The organism is Nonomuraea sp. NPDC001636 (assembly GCF_040298265.1).
GTDB lineage: Bacteria > Actinomycetota > Actinomycetes > Streptosporangiales > Streptosporangiaceae > Nonomuraea.
Window position 1 is genome coordinate 188,523 of sequence record NZ_JBEOZT010000016.1, and the last position, 24,117, is coordinate 212,639.

The following is a 24,117-nucleotide window of genomic DNA, read 5'->3' on the forward strand; positions in this document are numbered from 1 at the left end:
TACGGGGGCCGCGAGCGCGGCGTTCGCCGACACCGCGCTCGCGGCCGCCGGAGCCCCGGACCGGGCCAAGCCGGGGCCGAGTGGCCGTGGCCGCCACGGGGGCGCGGTCACGGCCGGGGGGAATGGCCTGGCCCCCTTCTGCCCGGCCCGCCAGGCGTCTAACACCCTGCGGCTGAGAAAACTCTCGGTGAGTTAAAAATAACCTTGCGGCTGTTTGCCCCGCTCGGCGCGGCGTAGGCAGTTCGTAACGCCTTTCGCATTACATGTCCATTATGTCCACTCGCCTACTCTGGGCGGCATGGGACAGTGGCGAGCCCCCGGCGGCATCCTGGTGGAGGCGATCATCCTCGATGATCGTCCACTGCTGCGCGTCTCCCACCGCGTCAACGGCCGGACGTACCTGCGCGGCTACTGCAAGACGGTCTCCGAACTGGACGAACACGGCGTGGACCTCGGCGAACTGGTGGAAGACACCCCGCTTGACCATTTGTAGACCCCGGCCCGCCACTGTCGATCAACCCCCCGGGGTACGGCATGATCCATGGTGGGGCTGCCGGCCTACGCGCCGATGATGGCCCAGCTGGGCACCCTGACCTCCGTCCAGGGCGAAGGCTGGGCCGTGGAGATGAAGTGGGACGGCGTACGCGCCCTCGCCTACGTCGAAGGCGGCTCGGTCCGCCTGATGTCCCGTAACAACAAGGACATCACCCCCGCCTACCCCGAGCTGCAGCTCATGGCCGGCTCCACCGGCCGGCACGCGGCCGTGATCGACGGCGAGATCGTCGCCTTCGACGAGACCGGACGCCCCAGCTTCGCCGCCCTCCAGCCCCGCATGCACCAGCGCAACCCCGCCACCGTCGCCGAGCTCACCCGGGCGGTGCCGGTGACGTTCATGGCCTTCGACATCCTGCACCTCGACGCCGACAGCGTGATCGGCCGCCCCTACCGCGAGCGCCGTGAGCTGCTGGAGGACACCCTGCGCCCCGGCTTCCGCTGGGAGGTGCCCGTGTGGTTCGCCGACCACGCCGACCGCGCCTTCGACTCCTCCCGCCAGCTCGGGCTCGAAGGCATCGTCTGCAAGCGGCTCGGCTCCCCCTACCGGCCCGGCCGGCGCAGCGGCGAATGGACCAAGGTCAAGAACGTCAGCGCCGCCGAGGTCGTCATCGGCGGCTGGCACCCCGGCGGCGGACGGCGGTCCGGCATGATCGGCTCGCTGCTGCTCGGCGCCTACGACCCGCGCGGCCGCCTGCTCTACGTCGGGCACGTCGGCACCGGCTTCACCCAGCAGATGCTGCGCGACCTCCAGGACCTCCTCACGCCCCTGGAACGCCCCGGCCCGCCCTTCGACGAGCCCGTCCCGCGCGAGCACGCCCGCCACGCGCACTGGGTCGAGCCGCGGGTCGTCGGCGAGGTCCAGTACGCCGAGGTCACCGGCGACGGCCGCCTGCGCCACCCCTCCTGGCGCGGCCTGCGCCCCGACCGCGAACCCGGCGAGGCGAGCACCGCCGAGTTCCTCGCCCCCGGGGACGCCGCGGCGGGCTGACCGGGGGATGGAAGGGCGCAGGACATGGCGCGACACGTCCCGTTTGGCCACGGTAAGCGATGAAGTCATGACTTACAGTGATCGGAATCGCTTCGGACCGCCCAAGGGGACATCGTGTCGAAGACTCTGGTCACCACGCTGGCCGCGCTCGCCGGCGTCTCACTCGCCACCGCACTCACCACCGCGCCCGCCACCGCTCTCGTCACCGCGCCCGCCACCGCCGAACCGCCGCCGCTCAAGGCCCCCACCGCGCAGAGCCCCGCACAGAGCCCTGTGCAGAGCCCTGTGCAGCGCCCTGTTCAGAGCCCTGTGCAGCGCCCCGCCCAGCGCCGGGACCGCAGTCCGGGCGCCGCGTCGTCGCCGCTCATGCGCCCGGGACGCGCCGCCCGCTACTGGACGCCCGGCAAGCAGGCCAAGGCCAAGGCCGCCGCCCTCCCCCTCAGCACGACCGGTCTCGACACGGCCGCCCAGAGCGCCGCCGACCACAGCGCGGCCGACCACAGCGCGGCCGAGCGGCTCAGCGTGCCCGGCGCCAAACGGCTCACCCCCGGCGGCGACGCCAACGGCTACGCCCCCGTACGCCGGCCGTACACCGCCGACGGCAACAGCCGCGCCACCGGACGCCTGTTCTTCGTCAACGCCACCGGCCGCGACGACTCCTGCAGCGCCTCCGTCGTCCGCTCGGCCAGCAGGCTGCTGGTCATCACCGCCGCCCACTGCGTCTACAGCAGCCCCGACGGCTCCGCGTCCGGCACCTGGCACACCAACTTCGCCTTCGTCCCCGCCTACGACGGCCGCGCCGCCACGGCCGCCCAGCGCGAGCCGTACGGCAGATGGGGCGGACGGCGCGCCTGGAAGCCCGACGCCTACACCGGACGCACCGGCGGCGACTGGAACTCCGTCTACGACGTCGCGCTCGTCGAGGTCGGCGGCCGCAACCGCACCCTGCAGGACACCGTCGGCGCCTTCACCCCCCTGCGCAACGAGGGCGGCCGCTTCACCATCGCCACCTCCGGCTACCCCGGCGTGCTCGGCCGCCGGCCCTACGACGGCCGCGACCAGCTCTGGTGCCTCGGCCGCACCCAGCAGGCCCGCGGCGAGAACACCACCGGCGACATGCTCGCCGCCCGGCTCGCCGGCACCGGCGACCCGGCCGGACGGATGGAGACCTACAACTGCCACCTGGCCAAGGGCCACAGCGGCGGGCCGTGGGTCGTCCGCGGCAGCGACGACCTGGTCGGCGTGCTGTCGGCGGGCAAGGAGGACGGCGAGCCCGACGGCAACTCCGTCGCCACCGCCCTCAACGCGGAGGGCTACGGCGCGATCGTCCGCCAGGCCGACCCCAAGGGCGTCTACGACTCCCTCTCCCTCGACGCCGCCGGCCCCGGCGCGCCCGTCCGCCGCGGCGGCACCGCCACCGTCACCGCGACCGTCACCATGCGCGGGCTCATGGCCGCCGCCCAGGTGCCCGTCACCCTCACGCTCCCGACCGGCGCCACCCTGACCTCCGTCGACGGCGCCACCTGCCGCCACGGCGACCACCGCGCCGAATGCGTGATCGACGTCATCCACCCCGGCCGGCCCGTCCGCATCTCCGCCAAGGTCGCCGTCGGCCGCGACGCGGACGCCGCCCTGCCGGCCGCCCTGCCGGTCACCATGCACGTCACCTCCACCCGCCTCGACCCCGCCCAGCGCGACAACTCCGCCGTCCTGCGGCTGCGCACCGCCACCGGCTAAGCAGCGTCCTGCGCCGGCTCCCGCAGCGTCCGCGCCAGCAGCCAGGCCAGCATCGGGAAGGCGATCAGGCAGGTCAGCGCCGTCCTGAGCGAGGCGGCCTCGGCCACCGCGCCCGGACGACATCAGCCGGGCGGACGCCGGCGGGGCCGCGCCTTTACATTGTAGATTCGCTACACTTGTCAGACGTGAGCAAAACGAAAGGCAAGGGCGGCGGCACCCCGGCCACCATGGCGCTGACCAAGGCCAAGGCCGACTTCACGCTCCACCCCTACGACCACGACCCGAACGCCCAGGCCTACGGCGAAGAGGCCGCCGACGCGCTCGGCGTGCCCTACGACCGCATCTTCAAGACGCTGGTCGCCGAGACCGAGAGCGGCCTGGTGGTGGCGGTCGTGCCGGTGTCGGGCAAGCTCGACCTCAAGGCCCTGGCCTCGGCGCTGGGCGGCAAGCGGGCCGCCATGGCCGACGCGGCCAAGGTCGAGCGGGTGACCGGCTACGTGGTGGGCGGCATCAGCCCGCTCGGCCAGCGCAAGCAGCTGCCCACCGTGGTCGACTCCTCGGCGCTCGACCACGAGACGATCTACTTCTCGGCCGGCCGGCGGGGGCTCCAGATCGAGACCGCCCCCGACAAGCTGATCACCCTCACCCGCGCGGCCACCGCCCCCATCGGCAAGGCGGGCTGAGCCTCCCGCCGGACGGCTACCGGGAGCGGTGGCGCGGCCGGCGGAACGACGGGTCGGGCGGGCCCTGCCCGAGCAGCCACTCGAACAGCCGCCGGTGGTGCCGGAAGAACGCGCGCTCGCCCTGCCGCTTGTTCTTCTTCTTGTCCTCCTCCAGCGCCTCGGCCTCCTTCAGGCCGGGCGTGAACCCGCCGCCGAACCGGCCCATGTCCGGCCCGGGGAAGCCCCTCGGCTCGGTGTGGTCCAGGGCCTGCTGCATCGACTCGACCCAGATCGGGCCGGGCAGCGACGCCCCCTGCACGGCGCCGTAGTACTGGTCGCCGATCTGCACGCCCTGCAGCGGGTAGCGGTAGGAGCCCCGGATGTCGCCGAGGCTCACCGCCGCCGCCAGGTCCGGCGTGTACCCGGCGAACCAGGCCGAGGTGTAGCCGTTGTTGGTGCCGGTCTTGCCGGCGGCCGGGCGGCCGATGCTCTGCCCCTGCATGGTGCCCTTGTCGAACACCCCGGACAGCACGTGATTGACGGCGTCGGCGACCGGCCGTTCCATGACCTGCTCGCAGGACGGCGGCACGTGCGCGCGCCGGCCGCTCCGGTCGGTGATCTCCACGATCGCCAGCGGCCGGCAGTGCAAGCCGCGCGCCGCGAACGTGGCGAAGGCCCCCGCGACCGTCACCGGGTCCATCTCGTTGACGCCCAGCGTGAACGTCGGCACCTCGCGCAGCGGCCGGCCGTCGGCCCGCACCGCCCCGAGGGCCCTGGCCGTCTTGACCACGTTGCAGAGCCCGACCTTGCGCTCCAGCATCATGTAGAAGATGTTCACCGACTTCCAGGTGCCGGTCTCGATGCTGTGCGGGCCGCCCGAGCCCTCGCCGCTGGCGTTGAGTATGCGCGTGCCGGGGTCGTTGACCGGCCGGCCGGCGCAGTTGCGGTAGCCCTGCGCGGGCACCAGCTCCCCCGGCGTCTGGAAGCCGTCGCCGAACCGCCAGCCCTGCTGCAACGCCGTGGCCAGGGTGAAGACCTTGAACGTCGAGCCCGCCTGGAAGCCCTGGCCGCCGCCGTGCGCCACGTCGGCGGGCAGGTTGAAGGTGGTCCTCGGGCCGTTCTTCTTGTTGCCGCGGTTGCGGCCGAACTCCTTGCTGGCCGCCATCGCCCTGATCCGGCCGGTGCCGGGCTCGACCATGGCCTCCGCGGCGACCTCGGTGTCCTCCGGCGCGACGTGCCGCCGGATCGCGCGCTCGGCCGCGCGCTGCGCGACCGGGTCGAGGCCGGTCCTGATCACCAGGCCGCCCCTCGCCATCCTGGCCCGCCGCTCGGCCGGGGTGTTGCCGAACGCCGGGTTCGACAACATCTCGTTCTGGACGTACAGGCAGTAGTAGGGGTACGCGCTCTGCCCGCAGCCGCCCGGCTCGGGCTTCAGCCGCAACGCCAGCGGCGTGCTCTTGGCGGCGCTCGCCTGGGCCTGCGTGATCAGCTTGAGCCCGGCCATCCGGTCCAGCACGAGGTCGCGCCGCTCCTTCAGCCGCGCCTCGTGCGCGCGGCCGAGCGAGGGGTCGGTCGAGTACGGCATCCGCACCGCCCCCGCCAGCGTGGCCGCCTGGGTCAGCGTCAGCTTGGAGGCGGTGGTGGAGAAGAAGCGCCGGGCCGCCGCCTCCACGCCGTGGGCGCCGGCGCCGAAGTAGGCGATGTTGAGGTAGCGCTCAAGGATCTCGTCCTTGCGGTACTTGTGTTCCAGGGCCATCGCGTACCGCAGTTCGGTGATCTTGCGGGCCAGGTTGGGGGCGCGCGCCTTGTCCCGTTCCGCATCGGTGCGAGCGCTCTCGACCAGGATGTTCTTGACGAGCTGCTGCGTCAGCGACGAGCCGCCCTGCCGGATGCCGCCCGCCTGCGTGTTGGTGAGCAGCGCCCGCAACGTGCCCCGGACGTCGAGGCCGCCGTGCTCGTAGAAGCGGGCGTCCTCGATGGCCACGATGGCCTTGCGCATCAGGGGCGCCACGGCCCCGAGCGGCACGGCCGTCCTGTTGGCCTCGTAGAACTGGGCGAACTGCCTGCCGTCCTTGTCCAGCAGCCTGGTCACCTGCGCCAGGGGCTCCTCGCGGGGCGCGGGCGGCAGGTCGACGAAGGTGTCGGCGACGTTCTTGGCGGCCAGGCCGCCGCCGCTCACCACGGGAACGGCCAGTGCCGCCGCCAGCACCCCGCCGAGCGCCCCCGCCATGGCGAGGCCACCGATGGATCTGAGTACGGTCACGCAGATGATCTGCAACCAGCAGATCATCGGCAAACGCCCACTTCCTCGGTCTTTACCGTTCTCTTCGGATGTTCAGACCAAGCGAGGCGAACTGCTCGTACGGCCGGTGGTAGCCCCGCTCGATGTGGTGCACGCCGCGCAGCGTGGACGTCCCGTCGGCCACCGCCGCGGCCAGCACGGCCGAGAACCCGGCCCTGATGTCGGGCAGCGTCACGTCGGCGCCCCTGAGCTTGGAGACGCCGCGCACCACGGCCGAGTGCCGGGCGTTGGTGTCGTGGTAGCGGCAGGCCGGCCCGCCCAGGCACTGGTCGAACACCTCGATCTCGCAGCCCATCCGCTGCAGCGCGGGCACGTAGACCAGGCGGTTCTCGAAGACCGTCTCGTGCAGCACCGACATACCCTGGCTCTGCGTGAACAGCACCATGAGCGGCGTCTGCCAGTCGGTCATGAAGCCGGGGTGGGTGTCGGTCTGCACGGCCGCCGAGCGCAGCCCCTCGGGCGGGGCGGTGGCGCACAGGTACTCGTCGTTGATGTCGAACCGGGCGCCCATCCTGGCCAGCGTGGTGATCGCGGTGACCAGGCGGTCCTGGGGGCAGCCGTGCACGCGCACCTCTCCCCCGGTGATCAGCCCGGCCGCCAGGTAGGAGAACGCCTCGATGCGGTCGCCGGCCAGCCAGGTGGAGGCGCCGCGCAGGTGGTCGACGCCCTCGATGACGATCCGGCGGTCCGGCGACAGCTCGATCCGGGCGCCCATGCGCTGCAGGAACAGCGCCAGCTCCACCACCTCGGGCTCCATGGCGGCGTTCTTCAGCACGGTCTTGCCCTCGGCCAGCACCGCCGACATGAGGATCGTCTCCGTCGCCCCCACGCTGGGGTACGGCAGTTCGAGCCGGGCCCCGTTGAGCCGTTTGGCCTTGGCCGAGATGCCGGTGTCGCCCACCTCCACCTCGGCCCCCATCGAGCGCAACGCCTCCACGTGGAAGTTCACCGGCCGCCGCCCGATCGGGTCGCCGCCGACCAGCGGCACGAACGCCTCCCCCGCCAGGTGCAGCAACGGCCCGAGCATGAGGATGGGGATGCGGTTGAGCCCGGTGAACGCGTCGGGCACCCGCGGCCTGATCTCCGCCCCGCGCTCGATGCGGATCTCGGGACCGGCGATCTCGACGTGGATGCCGAGCGCCTCCAGCATCGCCGCGGTGATGCCCACCTCGCCCACGTCGGGGGCGTTGTGGATGCTGCTCTCGCCGTTGCCCATCATGGCGGCGACCATGTGCTTGGACACACCGTTCTTGGAGCCCCGTACGACGACGTCCCCGCGGAGGGGGCCGGAGGGCTCGATCAACCAGACCTCTTCTGCAATCACGAAGCGAGCCTAACCGGGAGATACCATCGAGCTGGTTCGGATGCAGTTGTGAGGGGGAATGGCGTGACGAGGGAAGTACGCGCTTTTGCGGTAACTGTCCTCATACTCGCCACTCTCGGGGTCGCCGCCGGGCTGAGCTGGTCCGCGATCTCGCCGCGGGCTCCCTACCAGGTGACCGAGCACGGCCTGGTGCTGGCCGACCTCACCACGCAGGCGCTGATCGCGGCCGACGGCTGGTTCGCGGTGATCACGGGCGCGCTGGGGCTGCTCTGCGGCGGTCTGGCGTGGTTCGCCGGGCGGCGCTGGATGCTGGCGGTGCTGCTCGGGCTGTGCGCGGGCGGGGTGGCGGGCAGCTTCCTCACGTTGTGGGCCGGGTCCACGTTCACGATCGGCGCGGTGGTGGTGGAGGCCGCGGCCGAGCCCGGGGTGCGGATCGTCCCCGGGGCGCTGAAGCTGACCGCCGAGGGGGTGCTGGTGGCCTGGCCGCTGCTCGCGGTCGGCCTGTTCGGCCTCCTGGAAGGCATGCACGGCTACCGCGAGTCGCCGTTGCGGCACCCGTACGGCATCGAGCCCTAGACCGGCGGGCGGCGCAGGCCGTGGCCGGTGGCCTGCTCGAACGCGCGGGCCACGCGCAGCACCCTGGCGTCGGCGAACGGCCGCCCGACGATCTGCACCCCGACCGGCAGCCCCTCGGGCGTGAACCCGGCCGGCACCGAGGCCGCCGGCGCGTGCAGCACGCTGATCCAGTACGCCGAGCGCATCCAGGCCAGGTAGTCGGGCAGCTGCTCGCCGTTGATCTCGCTCACGTGCGGCTGCTCCACCGGGAACGGCGGCACCTGGCTGACCGGCGCGAGCAGCACGTCGTAGGTGTCGAAGAAGCCGGCCATGCGCTGGTAGAGGCCGCTGCGCAGCCGTTCGGCGCGGGCCAGGTCGGCGCCGGTGACCGTGCGGCCGCGCTCGACGTTCCAGCTGGTGTTGGGGCCGAGGCCGGTCAGGTCGCCGAAGGACAGGGCGTAGTACCAGGCGCGGTAGATCCGGAAGGCGTCCTCGGCGTCGGACAGGTCGAGCGCGACCTGCTCCACGTGCGCCCCCAGCTCCTCGAACACGGCCGGCGCCGTCGCGGTCACCGCGGCCGTGCGCGGGTCGACCGGCAGCCCGCCCAGGTCGGGGCTCCACGCCACCCGCAGCCCGCGCACGCCCTGCTCGGGCTCGGGCGCGAACTCCTCCTTGATCGCGAACGGCGAGCGGGCGTCGAACCCGGCGACGGCCCCGAGCATCAGCGTGAGATCGTCGACCGTGCGCGCCATCGGCCCCGGCACCGCCAGCGTGTACCAGGCGGCCGTGTCGGAGGGGTCGGGGACGCGCCCCGGCGTGGGGCGCAGGCCCACGACGTTGCAGAACGACGCCGGGTTGCGCAGCGAGCCGCCCATGTCGGAGCCGTCGGCCAGCGGGACCATGCCGGTGGCCAGGGCCGCCGCGGCCCCGCCGCTGCTGCCGCCGGCCGACCTGGCCAGGTCGTAGGGGTTCCTGGTGGCGCCGAAGACCTCGTTGACGGTGTGCGAGCCGGTGCCGAACTCCGGCGTGTTGGTCTTGCCGATCGTGATCGCCCCCGCGGCCCGCAGGCGGCGCACGATCAGGTCGTCCTTGTCGGGGACGTTCCGCGCGAACAGCGGCGAACCGTACGTGGTGCGGATGCCCGCGGTGTCCACCAGGTCCTTGTGGGCGACCGGGACGCCGTGCAGCGGCCCCTCGGGCTCGGCCGCGTCGGCCGCCCTGGCCGCCTCCAGCGCCCGCTCGGCCACCAACGTCACGATGGCGTTGACCTGGGGGTTGACCTGCTCGATGCGGTCGAGGTGGGCCTGGAGCAGCTCGACGGCGCTCACCTGCCCGGCCCTGATCAGGCGGGCCATCTCGGTCGCGGTCAGGTAGTGCAGTTCGCTCACCCTGCGATCCTGCCCCACCCGCGCGCCGGGACACGACGGCGACCTTTGCCCACCTCCCCCGCCCGCCTTGGCACCCGCCCACAAGCCGGGCCGGCGCCGAGGCGGGCCGAACCGGGGAGCCCCGGCGCGGTCAGGCGCCCAGGCAGGCCGGGCCGAGGAGTTGCTTGAGGTCGCCCATCAGCGCCGGTGACGGCGACACCCGCAGGCGGTCGTCGACCCGCATGACGGTCGTCTTCGGCCCGTTGTGCACCTGGAGATGCACCTCCGAGGTGCCCGGATGCGTGGTGAGGATCTCCTTCAGCCGCCCGACCACCGGCGGCGTGCACCGGGTCAGCGGCAGGCTCACCAGCAGCGGCCCGCCCGCCTCCTGGGTCAGGTCGGGCGCGGTCACCTCCATGGCGATGACCTTCGCGACGTCCTCCCGCTTGTCGATGCGCCCCTTGACGAAGACGATCGCGTCCTCGGCCAGGATCGTCGAGCACAGCTGGTACGCCGACGGGAAGATCATCACCTCGATCGCGCCTTCAAGGTCCTCGAGCTGGGTGAGCACCCACGTGTCACCCTTCTTGGTGACCTTGCGCTGCACCCCGCTCAGGATGCCGCCCAGCGTCACGACCTGCCCGTCGGCCCGGCTCTCGTCCTGGACGGCGGCGATCGAGCAGTCGGCCCCCGCGGCCAGGATGTGCTCCACGCCGAACAGCGGGTGGTCGGAGACGTAGAGGCCGAGCATCTCCCGCTCGAACTGCAGCAGCGTGTTCTTGTCCCACTCCCCGGGCGGGATCTGCACGTCGAAGGTCTGGTCCTCGCCGCCGTCGATCGCGCCGAACAGGGAGTCCTGGCCGATGGCCTCGTTCTTCTTGATGTCGATGATCGCGTCGACGGCCTGCTCGTGCACCATGACCAGGCCCTTGCGCACGTGGCCGAGCGAGTCGAAGGCGCCGGCCTTGACCAGCGACTCGATCACGCGCTTGTTGCACACGATCGCGGGCACCTTGCGCAGGAAGTCCTTGAAGTCGGCGAAGCGGCCCTTGGACTTGCGCGCCGAGATGATGCCGTCGACGACGTTGCCGCCGACGTTGCGCACCGCCGACAGGCCGAAGCGGATGTCGGTGCCGCGCGGGGTGAAGTCGAAGTCGGAGTCGTTGACGTCGGGCGGGAACACCTTGATGCCCATGCGGCGGCACTCGTTGAGGTAGAGGGCCGACTTGTCCTTGTCGTCCTTGACGCTCGACAGCAGCGCCGCCATGTAGGCGGCCGGGTGGTTGGCCTTGAGGAAGGCCGTCCAGTAGGAGACCAGGCCGTAGGCCGCCGAGTGGGCCTTGTTGAAGGCGTAGTCGGAGAAGGGCAGCAGGATGTCCCAGAGCGTCTTGACGGCCTCGGCGGAGTAGCCGTTCTCCTTCATGCCGCTTTCGAAGGACTCGAACTGTTTGTCCAGCTCGGCTTTCTTCTTCTTGCCCATCGCCCGGCGCAGCAGGTCGGCTTTGCCGAGCGAGAACCCGGCGACCTTCTGCGCGATGGCCATGACCTGCTCCTGATAGACGATCAGGCCGTAGGTCGTGTCGAGGATCTCGCCCAGCGACTCCTTGAACTCGGGATGGATCGGGGTGATCTCCTGCTGGCCGTTCTTGCGCAGGGCGTAGTTGGTGTGGGAGTTGGCGCCCATCGGGCCGGGACGGTAGAGGGCGCCGACGGCCGAGATGTCCTCGAAGTTGTCGGGCTTCATCAGCCGCAGCAGCGAGCGCATGCCGCCGCCATCGAGCTGGAACACGCCCAGCGTGTCGCCCCTGCCCAGCAGCTCGTACGTCTTGCGGTCGTCGAGCGGCAGCTTCAGCAGGTCGATCTGCTCGCCGGTGGTGGACTCGATCATCTTCAGGCAGTCGTCGATGATCGTGAGGTTGCGCAGGCCCAGGAAGTCCATCTTCAGCAGGCCGAGCGTCTCGCAGGTCGGGTAGTCGAACTGCGTGATGATCGCGCCGTCGGAGTCGCGGCGCATGATCGGGATGTGGTCGGTGATCACCTCGCGGGACATGATCACGCCGGCGGCGTGCACGCCCGTCTGCCTGATCAGGCCCTCCAGGCCCTTGCCGAGGTCCATCGTCGCCTTGACGTCGACGTCTTCCTCGTAGAGCCGGCGCAGCTCGCCGGCCTCGTTGTAGCGCGGGTGGTCCTTGTCGAAGATGCCCGCCAGCGGGATGTCCTTGCCCATCACGGCCGGCGGGAACGCCTTGGACACCTTGTCGCCCAGCGCGTAGGGATAGCCCAGGACGCGACCGGCGTCCTTGATGGCGGCCTTCGCCTTGATGGTGCCGAACGTGGCGATCATGGCGACCTTGTCGGCGCCCCACTTCTCGGTCACGTAGCGGATCACGTCGCCGCGCCTGCGCTCGTCGAAGTCGATGTCGACGTCGGGCATGGAGACGCGGTCGGGGTTGAGGAAGCGCTCGAAGATCAGGCCGTGCGGGAGCGGGTCGAGGTCGGTGATGCCCATCGCGTACGCCACCAGCGAGCCGGCCGCCGAGCCACGCCCCGGGCCGACCGGGATGCCGTTCTGCTTGGCCCACATGATGAAGTCGGCGACCACGAGGAAGTAGCTCGGGAAGCCCATCTGCTCGATGATGCCGATCTCGTACTCGGCCTGCCGCTTGTGCTCGTCGTCGTAGCCCTCGGGCCAGCGGCGGTCCATGCCCTCCCAGACGGTCTTGCGGAAGAACTCGCTCTCCGTCATGCCGTCGGGGATCGGGTAGGTGGGCATGAGGTTCTTGAACTCGAAGAACCCGGACGGATCGACCTTCTCGGCCACCAGGAGCGTGTTGCGGCAGCCCTCGGCCCACAGGTCGGAGGAGTCGACGGCGCGCATCTCGTCGGCGGTCTTGATGTAGTAGCCGGAGCCGTCGAAGCGGAAGCGGTCGGGGTCGGACAGCTGCTTGCCGGTCTGGATGCACAGGAGGGCGTCGTGGGAGGCGGCGTCGGACTCGTAGGTGTAGTGGGAGTCGTTGGTCACCAGCGGCGGGATGGCGAGCTCTTTGCTGATGCGGGTCAGGCCGTCGCGGACCCGGCGCTCGATGTCGAGGCCGTGGTCCATGATCTCCAGGAAGAAGTTGTCCTTGCCGAAGATTTCCTGATATTTCGCGGCGGCCTTGAGCGCCTCGTCGTACTGACCGAGCCGCAGCCTTGTCTGCACCTCGCCCGACGGGCAGCCGGTGGTGGCCATCAGGCCGTCGGCGTGCTCGGCCAGGATCTCGGCGTCCATGCGGGCCCACTTGCGCACGAAGCCCTCGGTGTAGGCGCGCGAGCTGAGCTTCATCAGGTTGTGCAGGCCGGTCTTGTTGCGCGCCCAGATCGTCATGTGGGTGTAGTAGCCACCCGCCGAGACGTCGTCCTTCTTCTGGTGCGGCTCGCCCCACAGCACGGGCTTCTTGTTGTGCCGCAGCTCCGGCGCGACGTAGGCCTCGATGCCGATGATCGGCTTGATGCCGGCGCCCGTGGCCTGCCGGTAGAAGTCGTACGCGCCGTGCATGTTGCCGTGGTCGGTGATCGCGATGGCGGGCATGCCCAGGTCGCCGACCTGTTTGAACATCTGCTTGAGCCGGGCGGCCCCGTCGAGCATGGAGTATTCGGTGTGCACATGCAGATGGACGAACGAGTCGCTGGACGACATGGAGCGGCGCCTCCCCGGGTCTGGATGCGATGGTGCGCTCCGACTCTAGTGGGCCGGACCGACATCCCGGAGCCGCCTCGCGCGCCCCACGGGACCGGCGCGCCGGAAGCGTCGCGGCCACCGGCCTCGATATCGTCTCCCTCACGCAAAGTAATGAAGGAGACACCGGGTGCGCACGCAGTCCGACGAGGGGTACAGCCACGCGCTGGGCAACCGCCAGATCCAGATGATCGCGATCGGCGGCGCGATCGGGGTCGGCCTCTTCCTCGGCGCGGGCGGCCGCCTGGCCGCCACCGGCCCCGCGCTCGTGCTCTCCTACGCCACCGCCGGGCTGGCCGCCTTCTTCGTCATGCGAGCGCTCGGCGAGCTGGTGCTCTACCGCCCGGCCTCGGGCTCCTTCGTCGAGTACGCCGGCGAGTTCATCGGCCCGTGGGCGGCCTTCGCCAGCGGCTGGATGTACTGGGTCAACTGGGCCTTCACCGGCATCGCCGAACTGACCGCCATCGCCGCGTACGTCCACTACTGGGCCGGCGGCTTCCCCCAGTGGCTGACCGCGCTGCTCGCGCTGGGGTTCGTGCTGGTGGTCAACCTGCTGTCGGTCCGCCTGTTCGGCGAGCTGGAGTTCTGGTTCGCGATGCTGAAGGTGCTGGCCATCGTGATCTTCCTGGTGGTCGCGCTGGTGCTGGTGGTCTTCGCCGTCGGCGAGGCCGGGCCGCGCAACCTGGTCGCGCACGGCGGCTTCTTCCCCACCGGCTTCCCGCTGGTGCTGATGAGCCTGCAGTCGGTGGTGTTCGCCTACGCCTCGATCGAGCTGGTCGGCATCACCGCCGGCGAGACCGCCCGGCCGCACGAGGTCATGCCGCGGGCGATCAACGGCGTGATCTGGCGCATCGCGATCTTCTACGTGGGCTCGGTGCTGCTGCTGGCGATGGTCCTGCCCTGGACGTCCTACAGCGCCGGCACCTCGCCGTTCGTCACGTTCTTCGCCGGGCTCGGGGTGCCCTGGGCGGCCGACGCGATGAACCTCGTGGTGATCACGGCCGCGCTCTCGTCCTGCAACTCGGGCCTGTACGCCACCGGGCGCATCCTGCGGTCGATGGCCACCAAGGCGGAGGCCCCCGCCTTCGCCGCCACGCTCAGCTCCCGGCACGTGCCGATCGGCGGGATCGTGTTCACCGCGGCCATGTTCCTCGGCGGCGTGGCGCTGTTCTACTACCTGCCCGAGCGCGCCTTCAACATCGCCACGGCGGTCGCCTCGCTGGGGGTGATCACCACGTGGGGGGTGCTGGTCTACTGCCAGACCCGGCTGCGCGCCACCGGGCACCGGTCGGCGTTCCCGATGCCGGGCTCGCCGTACACCAATTGGCTGACGCTCGGCTTCCTGGCGCTGGTGATCCTGCTGATGCCGTTCGCCGACCGCGATCAGCGGGTGGCCTTCTTCCTCATCCCGGCCCTGGTCGCGGGCATCGCGCTCGGCTGGCTGATGGTACGCCGCCGCCGCCGGACGCGGGAGGCCGCGCGGGAGGCGGGTTAGTCTCGTCGGGGCAGGAGTCGCCGCTCGGGGGAGGCCACACTGGACAAGCTGGACGACACACTCGATCCCGCGCTCGGCCGGGCGGCGACCGCCGCCCCCGCCACCGAGCCACCGGACACCACCGGGCCCGAGCCCGCCACCGTGCCCCTCACCGTGTCCGCCCCCGGGCCCGCTACCGGGCCCACCGCTGTGTCCGCCCGCGGGCCCGCCACCGGGTCTGCCCCCGGGCCCGCCGCTGAGCCCGTCACAGGGCCCACCGCTGTGTCTGCCCCCGGGCTCACCGCCGTGTCTGCCACCGGGCCGTCCAGCGTGCCCGCCGTCGAGCCCTCGGCATGGGTCGGGGTCGGGGCGAAGCGGCTGTGGCGGCGGGTGTGGCGGGTCGCGGCGGCGGCCGCGGCGGTGGGTGCCGCGCTCGCGCTGATCGGCGTGCCGCTGGGCGTCTACCCGAAGCTCGCCTGCGCCGTGCTCTCCCCAGGCTGCCCGTCGGGGCCGCTGCAGGAGCCGCGCGGCCACCTGCCGCGGCTGACCCGGCTGACGCCCGTCCAGGCCGCGCTGAGCGGCACGTACGTCGCGCTCGGCGACTCCTACTCCTCCGGCGAGGGCGTCTACGAGCAGGACGCCGGCCCGGTCAACGACGGCGCCGACCGCTGCCATCGCGCCCACGGCTCGTACGTCCCGCTGGTGGCGAAGGCCCACCCGTTCACCGGGGGCAGCGCCTTCTACGCCTGCAGCGGCGCCACCACCCGCCAGCTCCTGTCCGGCCAGTACGGCCAGCAACCCCAGATCGCCCGGGTCGGCCCGTCGGCCAGCCTGGTGACGCTGAGCATCGGCGGCAACGACGCCGGGTTCACCGACGTCCTGACCGGGTGCATCGTCAAGCTGCCCTGGTCGTCGGCCTGCGTCAACCAGGACGCCGCCGTCGCCCGGCGCATCGCCGAGCTGCGGCCCAGCCTGACCAGGGTGCTCGGCGAGCTGCGCGCCCGCGCGCCGGGGGCCCGGGTCATCGTCCTCGGCTATCCCAGGCCGTTCCCCGCCTCGCCCGTCCGCACGGTCGACAACCTGAGCGTGGCCGACCAGCGGTGGCTCAACTCCGTCACGCGCAAGCTCAACGACACGGTGGGCGCCGTCACGGCCGAGCACGACCGCGGCCTGGCCGGCCTCGGCGCCCCCGGCAGCGTCGAGTACGTCGACGCCTACGAGGCGTTCACGGGCCACGAGGCCGGCACGCCGCAGCCGTACCTCAACAGCCTGGCCGTGGACATGGACCCGCTGACCGTCAACGCCCGCAGCTTCCACCCCACCGGCGACGGCTACCGCCGCTTCGCCGAGCTGATCAACCAGCAGATCGCCACCGGCCCCGGCCGCCCGCTGCACAACTACCGCCTCACCACCCCCTGAGCGCCGCGAGCGGGCGGGTGGCCTGCCCACGGCTCAGGCGTGGCTCAGCGGCGGGCGCGTTCCTCGGCCAGGTGGAGGCCCGCCTCGATGACGGCGTTCATCACCGCCGCCAGCCGCTCCTCGCCCAGCTGGGGCGCCCGCGTCGCCATCCGCGCCACCAGCGCCCGCTCCCGCGCCAGGTCGCGCCCCGCGAACCCGCCCACCGGCTTGAGCCGCTGCACGACGCCCGCCAGGGCGGCGCGCCGCTCCAGGAGGGTGGCCAGCGCCGCGTCGACCCGGTCGATCGCCTCCCGGCACTCGGCCAGCGTGGCCGGCGACTCGGGCCGCAACAACGCGCCGACCAGCGTCACGGCCTCCTCGGCCGCCCGCACGTCCGCAGCCTCGTCCGCCCGCCCGGACGCGCCCGAGCCACCGGAGCCGCCAGTGCCGCCAGTGCCACCGGGACCGGCGACCACGAGGCCGTCGGCGCCCGCCGCCACGGCCGCCGCCGCCAGCCCCGGGTCGCGCGAGACGTCGGCCAGCACCGGACGCCCCGACGCGGCCCGCGCCGCCCGCAGCACCCCGAGGTCGAGCCGGCCCCCCTCGCACAGGACCACCTGGTCGTTCCCCTCGGCCGCGCAGTAGCCGGCCAGGCCCACCCATTCCTCCACCGACGCCGACGGCCGCCGCTCGACCACCACCGGCAGCCCGAGCCCGGCCGCGGCCCGCACCAGCGGGATGTCGCGCGTCCACGTGGCCCCCACCACCACGGCGTCGGCCAGCGCCGCGATCGCCGGCAGGTCGGCCGCCGAGTACGGCTCCACCAGCGTGGCCCGCTCCCCCAGCGCCTCACGTGCGTCGACCTGCCCCCGATGCGGGCGCAGGCTCACCCGCCCGCCGATCACCACGGCCGGGCCGTGCCCCACGCGCAGCCCGCCGATCGTCACCATGTGCCGCTCCAAGGTCGATGTCATCTCGACTCCCCACTCGGGCCGGCCCAGCGAAGCCGGCAGGAAAACCAAAAAGGCAGAGACGGGGCGTCTCTGCCTTGTGCCGACTCCAGGTGGTCGCTAGCTGACGACCGGCCCTCCCGGAGCCGGCTCGGTAAAGGTGTAGCGACAAGTCATGTCTGAAACCTTACACCCGCCTCCACCTGCTGGACGTTCCTTCTCATATGGCGGACTGACCTTCCGGCGAGTCGCCGATGATCCCTCGCTATGGGAGTATTTCTTGGCCGAGAGGGAGGGTTTGAGGCCGTTGATGTCGGATCGCAAGCAGGACGGACGCCGCATCGCCGGCCGGTACGAGCTGCTGGAGCCCATCGGCAAGGGCGGCATGGGCATCGTCTGGCGCGCCCACGACGAGCTCCTCGACCGCACCGTCGCCATCAAGGAAGTCCGCTACGCCGCTGCTCTGGGCGACGAGGTGCAGCTGCTCAACCGGCGCACGATGCGCGAGGCGCGGGCCGCGGCCAGGTTCGAGCACCCCAACGTGATCGTCGTCCACGACGTGATCGAGGAGGACGGCCGGCCCTGGATCGTCATGCAGCTGGTCCAGTCGCGCTCCCTGGGGGCGGTGATCAAGCAGGAGGGGCCGCTGCCGCCCGAGCGGGTGGCCGAGATCGGCGTCGCCGTGCTCGACGCGCTGCACCGGGCGCACGAGGCCGGGGTGCTCCACCGCGACGTCAAGCCCGAGAACGTGCTGCTGGCCGACGACGGCAGGGTCGTGCTGACCGACTTCGGCATCGCCACGCTGGAGACCGAGACGCAGCTCACCGTGACGGGCCTGGCGGGCACCCCCGCGTTCATCGCGCCCGAGCGGCTCAAGGGGCTGCCCGCGCGCCGTGAGTCCGACCTGTGGTCGCTGGGCGCGACGCTCTACACGGCCGTGGAGGGCCGCTCGCCGCACGAGCGCGGCATGGCGCTGGCCACGATGCACGCCGTCCTGACCGACGAGCCCGACCCCGCGCCGCACGCCGGGCCGCTGGCCGACGTGATCAGCGGGCTGCTGGTCAAGGAGCCGGTGCAGCGCCTGACGTACGAGGAGGCCGCGCGGATGCTGCGCGAGGCCGCCACCGCGTCGAGCCCGGCGGAGACCAGGCGGTTCCCCAGCCGGAAGCTGCGCGCCGCCGTCCCAGCCCCGGACCCCGTCGAGGACGAGGACGACACCCCGACCGACCCCGACCTGCCCGTCCCCCCGCCCAGGCCCGCGCCCCGGACCACGCCCAGGCCCGCGCCCACGCCGAGGAGCCGGGCCGCCGGCACGCCGCCGCCCGTCGGGACCGGCGGGACCGGCGGGCGAATCCCGCCCTCGACCAGGGACTCCGCGCTCCCCGGCGCGCCCACCGGCGAGCCCACGGTGAGCAGCCGCCAGCAGGGCCGCAAGGTCGGGCCGATCGCGCTGGCCGCCGCGGCGGTCGTGCTGGTCGCCGGGGTCGGCGGCTATCTCGGCCTGAGGTCGGCCCCCGACGAGCATTCGTCCAGGCCGCCGCAGGTCAGGCAGTCGGCCAAGGCCCACACCTCGTCCTCCGCGCCCACCGCGTCCACGTCGGGCACCGAGTCGAAACCGCCGGCCACGAGCACGCCCTCGTCCTCGCCGTCCTCCTCCCCTTCGGCCACGCCGGACAAGACCGAGGACTCCGACCCGCTGCCCAGCGGCTGGAAGATGTACAAGGACAAGGAGCTCGGCTTCTCCATCGGGCTGCCCAAGGGCTGGGACGTCTGGGACCGCGGCGGCCGGCAGGTCAAGTTCAAGGGCCCCGGCGCGGCCTCCAACGCCTACCTGATGATCGAGGAGGCGGCCAAGCCCGGCAAGGACCCGTACAAGGACTGGAAGAAGCAGGAGCCGTCGCTCAAGCACAACTTCGGCGGCTACAAGAAGATCGGCATCAAGAAGGTCGACTACATGAAGGCCGCCGCCGACTGGGACTTCACCTGGAACACCAACACGGGCAAGACCCGGGTGCGCGACCGCGGCTTCATCACCGAGAACGGGAAGGCGTACGCCATCTACTGGCACACCCTCAACAGCCACTGGAAGAAGGACTACCACTTCTTCGAGGGCTTCAGCGCGACCTTCAAACCCGCGAAGTAGGCTTCCCTGCGTGGAAAGGCAGGTCAGCAACCGGTATCGCCTCATCGAGCCCCTCGGGGAGGGCGGCATGGGGGTGGTCTGGCGTGCCTACGACGAGCTGCTCGACCGTACGGTGGCGATCAAGGAGGTCCGCTACACGGGCGTGGGCGACGCCAAGCGGGCCGACCTCAACCGCAGGACCATCAGGGAGGCCAGGGCGGCCGGCCGCCTCGACCACCCGTCGGTGATCGTCATCCACGACGTCGTCGAGGAGGACGGGCGGCCTTGGATCGTCATGCAGCTCGTCCGGTCGCGTTCGCTGGCCGAGGTGATCGGCGAGCGCGGGCCGCTGCCGACCGCGCTGGTGGCGATGGTCGGCGGCCGGGTGCTCGACGCGCTGCGGGCCGCCCACGCCACCGGGGTGCTCCATCGTGACGTGAAGCCCGAGAACGTGCTGCTGGCCGACGACGGCAGGGTCGTGCTGACCGACTTCGGCATCGCCGCGCTGGAGGCCGAGTCGGGGCTGACGGCGACCGGCGGGCTGGTGGGCACCCCGGCGTACATGCCGCCGGAGCGGCTCAACGGCGAGGCCGCCCGTCCGGAGTCCGACCTGTGGTCGCTGGGGGCCACCCTGTACGCGGCGGTGGAGGGACGGCCGCCGTTCAAGCGTGACTCGTGGGCCGCCACGGTGGCGGCGGTGCTGCGCGACGAGCCCGAGCCGCCCGTGCGGGCGGGGGCGTTGCAGCCGGTCATCATGGGGTTGCTGCGGCGCGACCCGGCGTCCAGGATGCCGGCCGGCGAGGCCGCGCGCCTGCTCCACCAGGTGGCCACCGGGCAGCCGCTGCTGGCCGACCAGACCCCCATGTGGTCGGTCCCCTTCCCGGCCCCGGGGCCCGCCGCCTCCGGTCCGTACCCCCAAGGCCCGTACCCCCAAGGCACGGCCCCGAGCGGCCCGCACCCCACCCCGCACGGCCCGCACCCCACCCCCAGCAGCCCTCACCCTGCGCCGCAGGGATCGCAGCCCGTCACCGGCGACGCGCGGCCGCCGCACCGGACGGTCCCGGGAGAGCCGCGGCGGCGCGGCCGGACGATGTGGATCGCGGTGCCCGCCACGGCGGCCGTCCTGGCGCTCCTGGGCGGCGGCGGCGTGCTGCTCTACGACCAGCTGTCAGGGTCCGCCACGCCCACCCCCACGGCCGGCGCCCAGCCGCCCGCCACCGGCGACCCCACCCCCGACCCCTCGACGCCGCCATCGAAGTCCCCGACGCCCGAGCCGAGCCCCCAGCCGACCAAGGAACCCACCGGCGACCCCACCGGCGAGCCGACCCCCACCGCCCCGGCGGTGCCCGCCGGCTGGCGCCCCCTCACCAGCGCCACCGGCCACTTCTCCATGGCCGTCCCCAAGACCTGGACGGCCGCCAAGAACCCGACCAGGGACAGCATCCGCCTGTCCGGCCCCGGCACCCCCGGCGCGATGATCGTCGAGTGGACCGTCCCCGACATCCCGTGGAAGGACCCGCAACAGCACTGGCTCGGCCTGGAGAAGGAGATCAAGGCCAAGGGCGAGTTCGACCACTACACCCGGATCGGCATCACCCCCACCGAATACCTCGGCCTGCGCGCCTCCGACTGGGAGTTCACCCAGATGCGCAAGGGGCAGCTCATCCACGTGATCAACCGCGGCTTCCACACCGCGGCCGGCCGCCCGTACGCCCTGTACTGGGAGACCCTCGACTCCCGCTGGGCCGCCGACCGGCACTGGTTCGACACCTTCGTCAAGACCTTCCGCCCGGAATGACGCCGGAGCACGACGGCGCGCGCGAACGGGCCAGGTTCTGGCGGCATCCGGCGGTCCCCGAGACCGACCTGCTCAAGGCCCGCTACGTCACCCACCGCTTCTCCCGGCACGTCCACGACGGGTACGCCATCGGGCTGATCGTGGCGGGCGTGGAGGAGTTCGACTACCGCGGCACCCTGCACCGGGCGGGCGCGGGCGAGCTGGTGCTGGTCAACCCGGACTCGGTGCACACCGGCCAGGCGGGCACGCCGGACGGGTGGGCGTACCGGATGCTGTATCCGTCGGTCGAGGCGCTGGCCGGGATCGCGGCCGAGCTCGACGCGCCCCTGGCCACGCCGTACTTCCCCCACCAGGTGGTGCGCGACCCGGAGGTGGCGGCACTGCTCGGGCGGGCGCACCAGGCGGCCGAGCGCGGCGACGCGCTGGCCGCCTCCACGCTGTCGCGCACGCTGTTCGCCAAGCTGCTGAGCAGGCACGCCGCGCCCAGGCCGGACGCGAGCCCGCCGGGCGCGGGCCGGCAGGCGGTGCGCGAGGCGATGGCGCTGCTGCACGAGAGCCTGCTCGACCCGCCGACGCTGGAGGCGCTGGCGGCGGCGGTGGGGGTGCGGCCGTTCCCGCTGCTGCGCGCGTTCAAGGCCGTGACGGGCCTGCCGCCGCACGCCTACCTCACCTCGCTGCGCGTGCGGCAGGCCCGCCGGCTGCTCCTTGAGGGGGTACGCCCGGCGCAGGTCGCGGCGGACGTGGGCTTCACCGATCAGGCCCACCTGAACCGGCACTTCAAGCGCGTCGTGGGCGTGCCGCCCGCCGCCTACCAAAGGGCCGCAGGAACGTACAAGACCGGATATTTGCCCAGTTCATAAGCTGTTTCCCATGGAACAGACAACTCGCCGTTCCGCCGCGGTGCGTGACGGCCTCGGTGTGGGTCTGGCCGTGGGGTTGTCCGGTCTCGCGTTCGGCGCGGCGGCGATCACCGCCGGGCTCAGCGTGCCCCAGGCGTGCGTGCTGAGCCTGCTGGCCTTCACCGGCGCCTCGCAGTTCGCGCTGACCGGGGCGATCGGCGCGGGCGGCGACCTGACGGCCGCGGCCGCGGGCGCGCTGCTGCTCGGCGGCCGCAACACCCTCTACGGCCTGCGCCTGGCCGACCTGCTGAACGTCCGCGGCCCGCGCCGGCTGCTGGCCGCCCACGGCGTGATCGACGAGACCACGGCCGTCACACTGGCCCAGCCGGACGAGCCGTCGGCGCGCACCGGCTTCCTCACCACCTTCGCCAGCCTGTACGTCGCCTGGAACCTCACCACCCTGGCCGGCGCGGTCGGCACGTCCTTCCTGGGCGACCCGCGGGTGCTCGGGCTCGACGCCGTGGGCCCGGCCACGTTCCTGGCCATCCTGTGGCCGCGGCTGACCGCCGGCGGGCGGCTGCGGGTGCTGGCGGTGGCCGGGGCGGCGGTCGCGCTGGCGGCCAGCCCGTTCTTCCCGCCGGGCGTGCCGGTGTTGCTGTCGGCGGTCGCGGTGCTGGTGGTGATGGTGCGATGACGGTGTGGTGGGCGATCGTCGCGGTCTGCCTCGGCTGCTACGCGCTCAAGCTGGCCGGGCTGGCCGCGCCGCGCCGGGTGCTGGACCATCCGGCGGTGCGCAGGTTCGCCGAACTGGTGCCCGTGGCGTTGCTGTCGGCGCTGATCGCGGTGCAGATGTTCACCGAGGAGGGCCGGCCCGCGTTCGACCCGGCGCGGACGGCGGGGCTGTTGGCGGCCGTGGTCGCCCTGGTGCTGCGGGCGCCGTTCCTGGTGATCCTGGCGGCGGCGGCCGTCGTCACCGCGCTTGCCCGGATGTTTCTTGGGTAGTCGCCGTGCATGTCCGATTCTGCGGGGATGGTCGGTGGCCGCTACCGGCTGCTCAGGACGATCGGCCAGGGCGGTATGGGGACCGTGTGGCAGGCGCACGACGAGGTGCTCGGCCGGGACGTGGCCGTCAAGGAGGTGCTGCCGCCGCCGGACCTGAGCGGCCCTGAGCGCGAGGTGTTCGCGGTGCGCACGTTCCGCGAGGCGCGGGCGGCCGGCCGGGTGGCGCATCCGGGGGTCGCGGCCGTCTACGACGTGCTGGAGGAGGGCGGCCATCCGTGGATCGTCATGCAGCTCGTGCACTCCCGTACCTTGGGCGAGACCATCCGCGCCGACGGCCCGCTGCCGCCGGCCAAGGTCGCCGCCATCGGGCTGCAACTGCTGGAGGCGCTGCGCGCCGCGCACGCGGCGGGCGTGCTCCACCGTGACGTCAAGCCCGACAACGTGCTGCTGACCGAGGACGGCCGGGCGGTGCTGACCGACTTCGGCATCGCCACCACCGAGGATGAAGCCCCCGTCACCAGGACCGGCATCCTCATCGGCACCCCCGCCTTCATGGCCCCGGAACGGGCGGCCGGCGGCCAGGCCAGGCCCGCCTCCGACCTGTGGTCGCTGGGCGTGACGCTGTACATGGCGGTCGAGGGCCACTCCCCCTTCCACCGGGACAACGCCCTGGCCACGCTCGGCGCGGTCATGCACGCCGAGCCGGAGCCGCTGGCCCGCGCGGGCGTGCTCGCCCCCGTGCTGCTCGGGCTGCTGCGCAAGAACCCCGCCCAGCGCATGTCGCTGGAGGAGGCCGAACAGCGGCTGAGACTGGTCCTGACCGGCGGCCCGCTGGAGCAGACCGGCCCGGTGCCGGTGCCGCCGATGGCCGTACGCCGCCCGCGCAGGATGCCGATCCTGGCCATCGCGGCGGGCGCGCTGCTCGTGGGCCTGGTCACCGGCGGCGCGGCCTGGTGGACGAAGCAGTCGGACCAGCCGGTGCAGGGCCGCGCCCCGACGATCCCGGCGGTCGTCACCCCGCCCGGCAGCGACGCCCCGACGGACGCGCCGAAGACCGCCGTCACCGACTCCGAGCCGCCCCCCGCGACCTCACAACCCGCGCGTCCCTCGCAGTCCGCCGCGCCCCGGCGCAGCGCCCCCTCGCCCACCGGCGGCGAACGGACCAGCACCCCCGCGAAGTCCCCGGCCAAGAAGCCGACGCCGACCAAGTCGGCGGCCCCGCGGGACGAGCAGGAGAAGCAGGAGAAGAAGAAGGACGACGCCCCCTCCAGAACCCCCGGCCAGATCGACCCCTCGCAGGACGGCGAGGAGTAGCGACCGGCTCAG

Annotated in this window: 18 protein-coding genes; 13 read left to right on the plus strand and 5 right to left on the minus strand. The window is 72.6% G+C overall.

The annotated features are described in order from the left end of the window. Positions 1 to 298: 298 nt before the first annotated feature. The 4 genes from ABT158_RS28300 (at position 299) to ybaK (ending at position 3,963) form a co-directional block, all read left to right on the plus strand. The gene (locus ABT158_RS28300; RefSeq protein ID WP_352358385.1) at positions 299 to 493 is read left to right on the plus strand and encodes a hypothetical protein; all 195 of its coding nucleotides are present in this window, start codon (positions 299 to 301) and stop codon (positions 491 to 493) included. A 48-nt stretch (positions 494 to 541) separates the two neighbouring features. Then, on the plus strand, positions 542 to 1,543 hold the full coding sequence (gene ligD, locus ABT158_RS28305) for a non-homologous end-joining DNA ligase (RefSeq protein ID WP_352358387.1): 1,002 nt from the start codon (positions 542 to 544) through the stop codon (positions 1,541 to 1,543). Between the two features lie 114 nt (positions 1,544 to 1,657). After that, positions 1,658 to 3,280: a trypsin-like peptidase domain-containing protein gene (locus ABT158_RS28310; protein ID WP_352358389.1), complete on the plus strand. Its 1,623-nt coding sequence runs from the start codon at positions 1,658 to 1,660 to the stop codon at positions 3,278 to 3,280. 227 nt (positions 3,281 to 3,507) lie between these two features. Further along, positions 3,508 to 3,963 (plus strand): Cys-tRNA(Pro) deacylase, encoded by a 456-nt coding sequence (ybaK, locus tag ABT158_RS28315; RefSeq protein ID WP_352358461.1) that lies wholly within the window; start codon positions 3,508 to 3,510, stop codon positions 3,961 to 3,963. Positions 3,964 to 3,979: 16 nt separating this feature from the next. Here ybaK and ABT158_RS28320 read toward each other — a convergent pair whose 3' ends face one another. Together ABT158_RS28320 and murA are read right to left on the minus strand one after the other, a co-directional pair. Then, positions 3,980 to 6,232 carry a transglycosylase domain-containing protein gene (locus ABT158_RS28320; protein ID WP_352358391.1) on the minus strand — a complete coding sequence of 751 codons (2,253 nt, stop codon included), beginning with the start codon at positions 6,230 to 6,232 and terminating at the stop codon, positions 3,980 to 3,982. A gap of 25 nt (positions 6,233 to 6,257) precedes the next feature. Further along, complete coding sequence (murA, locus tag ABT158_RS28325) at positions 6,258 to 7,568, minus strand: UDP-N-acetylglucosamine 1-carboxyvinyltransferase (RefSeq protein WP_352358393.1); 1,311 nt, start codon at positions 7,566 to 7,568, stop codon at positions 6,258 to 6,260. Between the two features lie 63 nt (positions 7,569 to 7,631). On the opposite strand from murA, the gene ABT158_RS28330 reads away from it, so the two are divergent. After that, complete coding sequence (locus ABT158_RS28330; RefSeq protein ID WP_352358395.1) at positions 7,632 to 8,144, plus strand: hypothetical protein; 513 nt, start codon at positions 7,632 to 7,634, stop codon at positions 8,142 to 8,144. On the opposite strand, the gene ABT158_RS28335 is transcribed toward ABT158_RS28330, so the two are convergent. Further along, the gene (locus tag ABT158_RS28335) at positions 8,141 to 9,511 is read right to left on the minus strand and encodes an amidase (protein WP_352358397.1); all 1,371 of its coding nucleotides are present in this window, start codon (positions 9,509 to 9,511) and stop codon (positions 8,141 to 8,143) included. The two genes, ABT158_RS28330 and ABT158_RS28335, sit on opposite strands and share 4 nt — an antisense overlap. Positions 9,512 to 9,641: 130 nt before the next feature. Then, entirely contained in the window at positions 9,642 to 13,169 is a 3,528-nt protein-coding gene (dnaE, locus tag ABT158_RS28340; protein ID WP_352358399.1) for a DNA polymerase III subunit alpha, read from the minus strand. A 169-nt stretch (positions 13,170 to 13,338) separates the two neighbouring features. On the opposite strand from dnaE, the gene ABT158_RS28345 reads away from it, so the two are divergent. Beyond that, a complete protein-coding gene (locus ABT158_RS28345) occupies positions 13,339 to 14,703 on the plus strand; it encodes an amino acid permease (protein ID WP_352358401.1) in 1,365 nt (454 codons plus the stop codon). 285 nt (positions 14,704 to 14,988) lie between these two features. Beyond that, complete coding sequence (locus tag ABT158_RS28350) at positions 14,989 to 16,101, plus strand: SGNH/GDSL hydrolase family protein (RefSeq protein ID WP_352358403.1); 1,113 nt, start codon at positions 14,989 to 14,991, stop codon at positions 16,099 to 16,101. A gap of 44 nt (positions 16,102 to 16,145) precedes the next feature. On the opposite strand, the gene ABT158_RS28355 is transcribed toward ABT158_RS28350, so the two are convergent. Continuing rightward, positions 16,146 to 17,054 (minus strand): chorismate mutase, encoded by a 909-nt coding sequence (locus ABT158_RS28355; RefSeq protein WP_352358405.1) that lies wholly within the window; start codon positions 17,052 to 17,054, stop codon positions 16,146 to 16,148. 286 nt (positions 17,055 to 17,340) lie between these two features. Between ABT158_RS28355 and ABT158_RS28360 the strand changes: the two genes are divergently transcribed. From ABT158_RS28360 to ABT158_RS28385, 6 genes are read left to right on the plus strand one after another with little or no spacing between them, the layout of a single operon-like run. Beyond that, a complete protein-coding gene (locus ABT158_RS28360; RefSeq protein ID WP_352358408.1) occupies positions 17,341 to 19,173 on the plus strand; it encodes a serine/threonine-protein kinase in 1,833 nt (610 codons plus the stop codon). A gap of 10 nt (positions 19,174 to 19,183) precedes the next feature. After that, on the plus strand, positions 19,184 to 20,950 hold the full coding sequence (locus tag ABT158_RS28365) for a serine/threonine-protein kinase (RefSeq protein WP_352358409.1): 1,767 nt from the start codon (positions 19,184 to 19,186) through the stop codon (positions 20,948 to 20,950). Beyond that, positions 20,947 to 21,810 (plus strand): AraC family transcriptional regulator, encoded by an 864-nt coding sequence (locus ABT158_RS28370; RefSeq protein WP_352358411.1) that lies wholly within the window; start codon positions 20,947 to 20,949, stop codon positions 21,808 to 21,810. The genes ABT158_RS28365 and ABT158_RS28370 overlap by 4 nt, the downstream gene beginning before the upstream one ends. Before the next feature lie 10 nt (positions 21,811 to 21,820). Continuing rightward, positions 21,821 to 22,483 carry an AzlC family ABC transporter permease gene (locus ABT158_RS28375; RefSeq protein WP_352358413.1) on the plus strand — a complete coding sequence of 221 codons (663 nt, stop codon included), beginning with the start codon at positions 21,821 to 21,823 and terminating at the stop codon, positions 22,481 to 22,483. Further along, the gene (locus ABT158_RS28380; RefSeq protein WP_352358415.1) at positions 22,480 to 22,791 is read left to right on the plus strand and encodes an AzlD domain-containing protein; all 312 of its coding nucleotides are present in this window, start codon (positions 22,480 to 22,482) and stop codon (positions 22,789 to 22,791) included. Before ABT158_RS28375 ends, ABT158_RS28380 begins: the two co-directional genes overlap by 4 nt. A gap of 9 nt (positions 22,792 to 22,800) precedes the next feature. Then, positions 22,801 to 24,105 carry a protein kinase domain-containing protein gene (locus ABT158_RS28385; protein WP_352358417.1) on the plus strand — a complete coding sequence of 435 codons (1,305 nt, stop codon included), beginning with the start codon at positions 22,801 to 22,803 and terminating at the stop codon, positions 24,103 to 24,105. Positions 24,106 to 24,117 lie beyond the last annotated feature (12 nt).

Bases quoted from the DNA above. Each gene is read 5' to 3' on its own strand.
- ABT158_RS28300 (WP_352358385.1), top strand. From the start codon at position 299: ATGGGACAGTGGCGAGCCCCCGGCGGCATCCTGGTGGAGGCGATCATC.
- ligD (WP_352358387.1), top strand. From the start codon at position 542: ATGGTGGGGCTGCCGGCCTACGCGCCGATGATGGCCCAGCTGGGCACC.
- ybaK (WP_352358461.1), top strand. From the start codon at position 3,508: ATGGCGCTGACCAAGGCCAAGGCCGACTTCACGCTCCACCCCTACGAC.
- ABT158_RS28320 (WP_352358391.1), bottom strand. From the start codon at position 6,232: ATGATCTGCTGGTTGCAGATCATCTGCGTGACCGTACTCAGATCCATC.
- dnaE (WP_352358399.1), bottom strand. From the start codon at position 13,169: ATGTCGTCCAGCGACTCGTTCGTCCATCTGCATGTGCACACCGAATAC.
- ABT158_RS28355 (WP_352358405.1), bottom strand. From the start codon at position 17,054: ATGACATCGACCTTGGAGCGGCACATGGTGACGATCGGCGGGCTGCGC.
- ABT158_RS28360 (WP_352358408.1), top strand. From the start codon at position 17,341: ATGTCGGATCGCAAGCAGGACGGACGCCGCATCGCCGGCCGGTACGAG.
- ABT158_RS28370 (WP_352358411.1), top strand. From the start codon at position 20,947: ATGACGCCGGAGCACGACGGCGCGCGCGAACGGGCCAGGTTCTGGCGG.
- ABT158_RS28375 (WP_352358413.1), top strand. From the start codon at position 21,821: ATGGAACAGACAACTCGCCGTTCCGCCGCGGTGCGTGACGGCCTCGGT.
- ABT158_RS28380 (WP_352358415.1), top strand. From the start codon at position 22,480: ATGACGGTGTGGTGGGCGATCGTCGCGGTCTGCCTCGGCTGCTACGCG.
- ABT158_RS28385 (WP_352358417.1), top strand. From the start codon at position 22,801: ATGTCCGATTCTGCGGGGATGGTCGGTGGCCGCTACCGGCTGCTCAGG.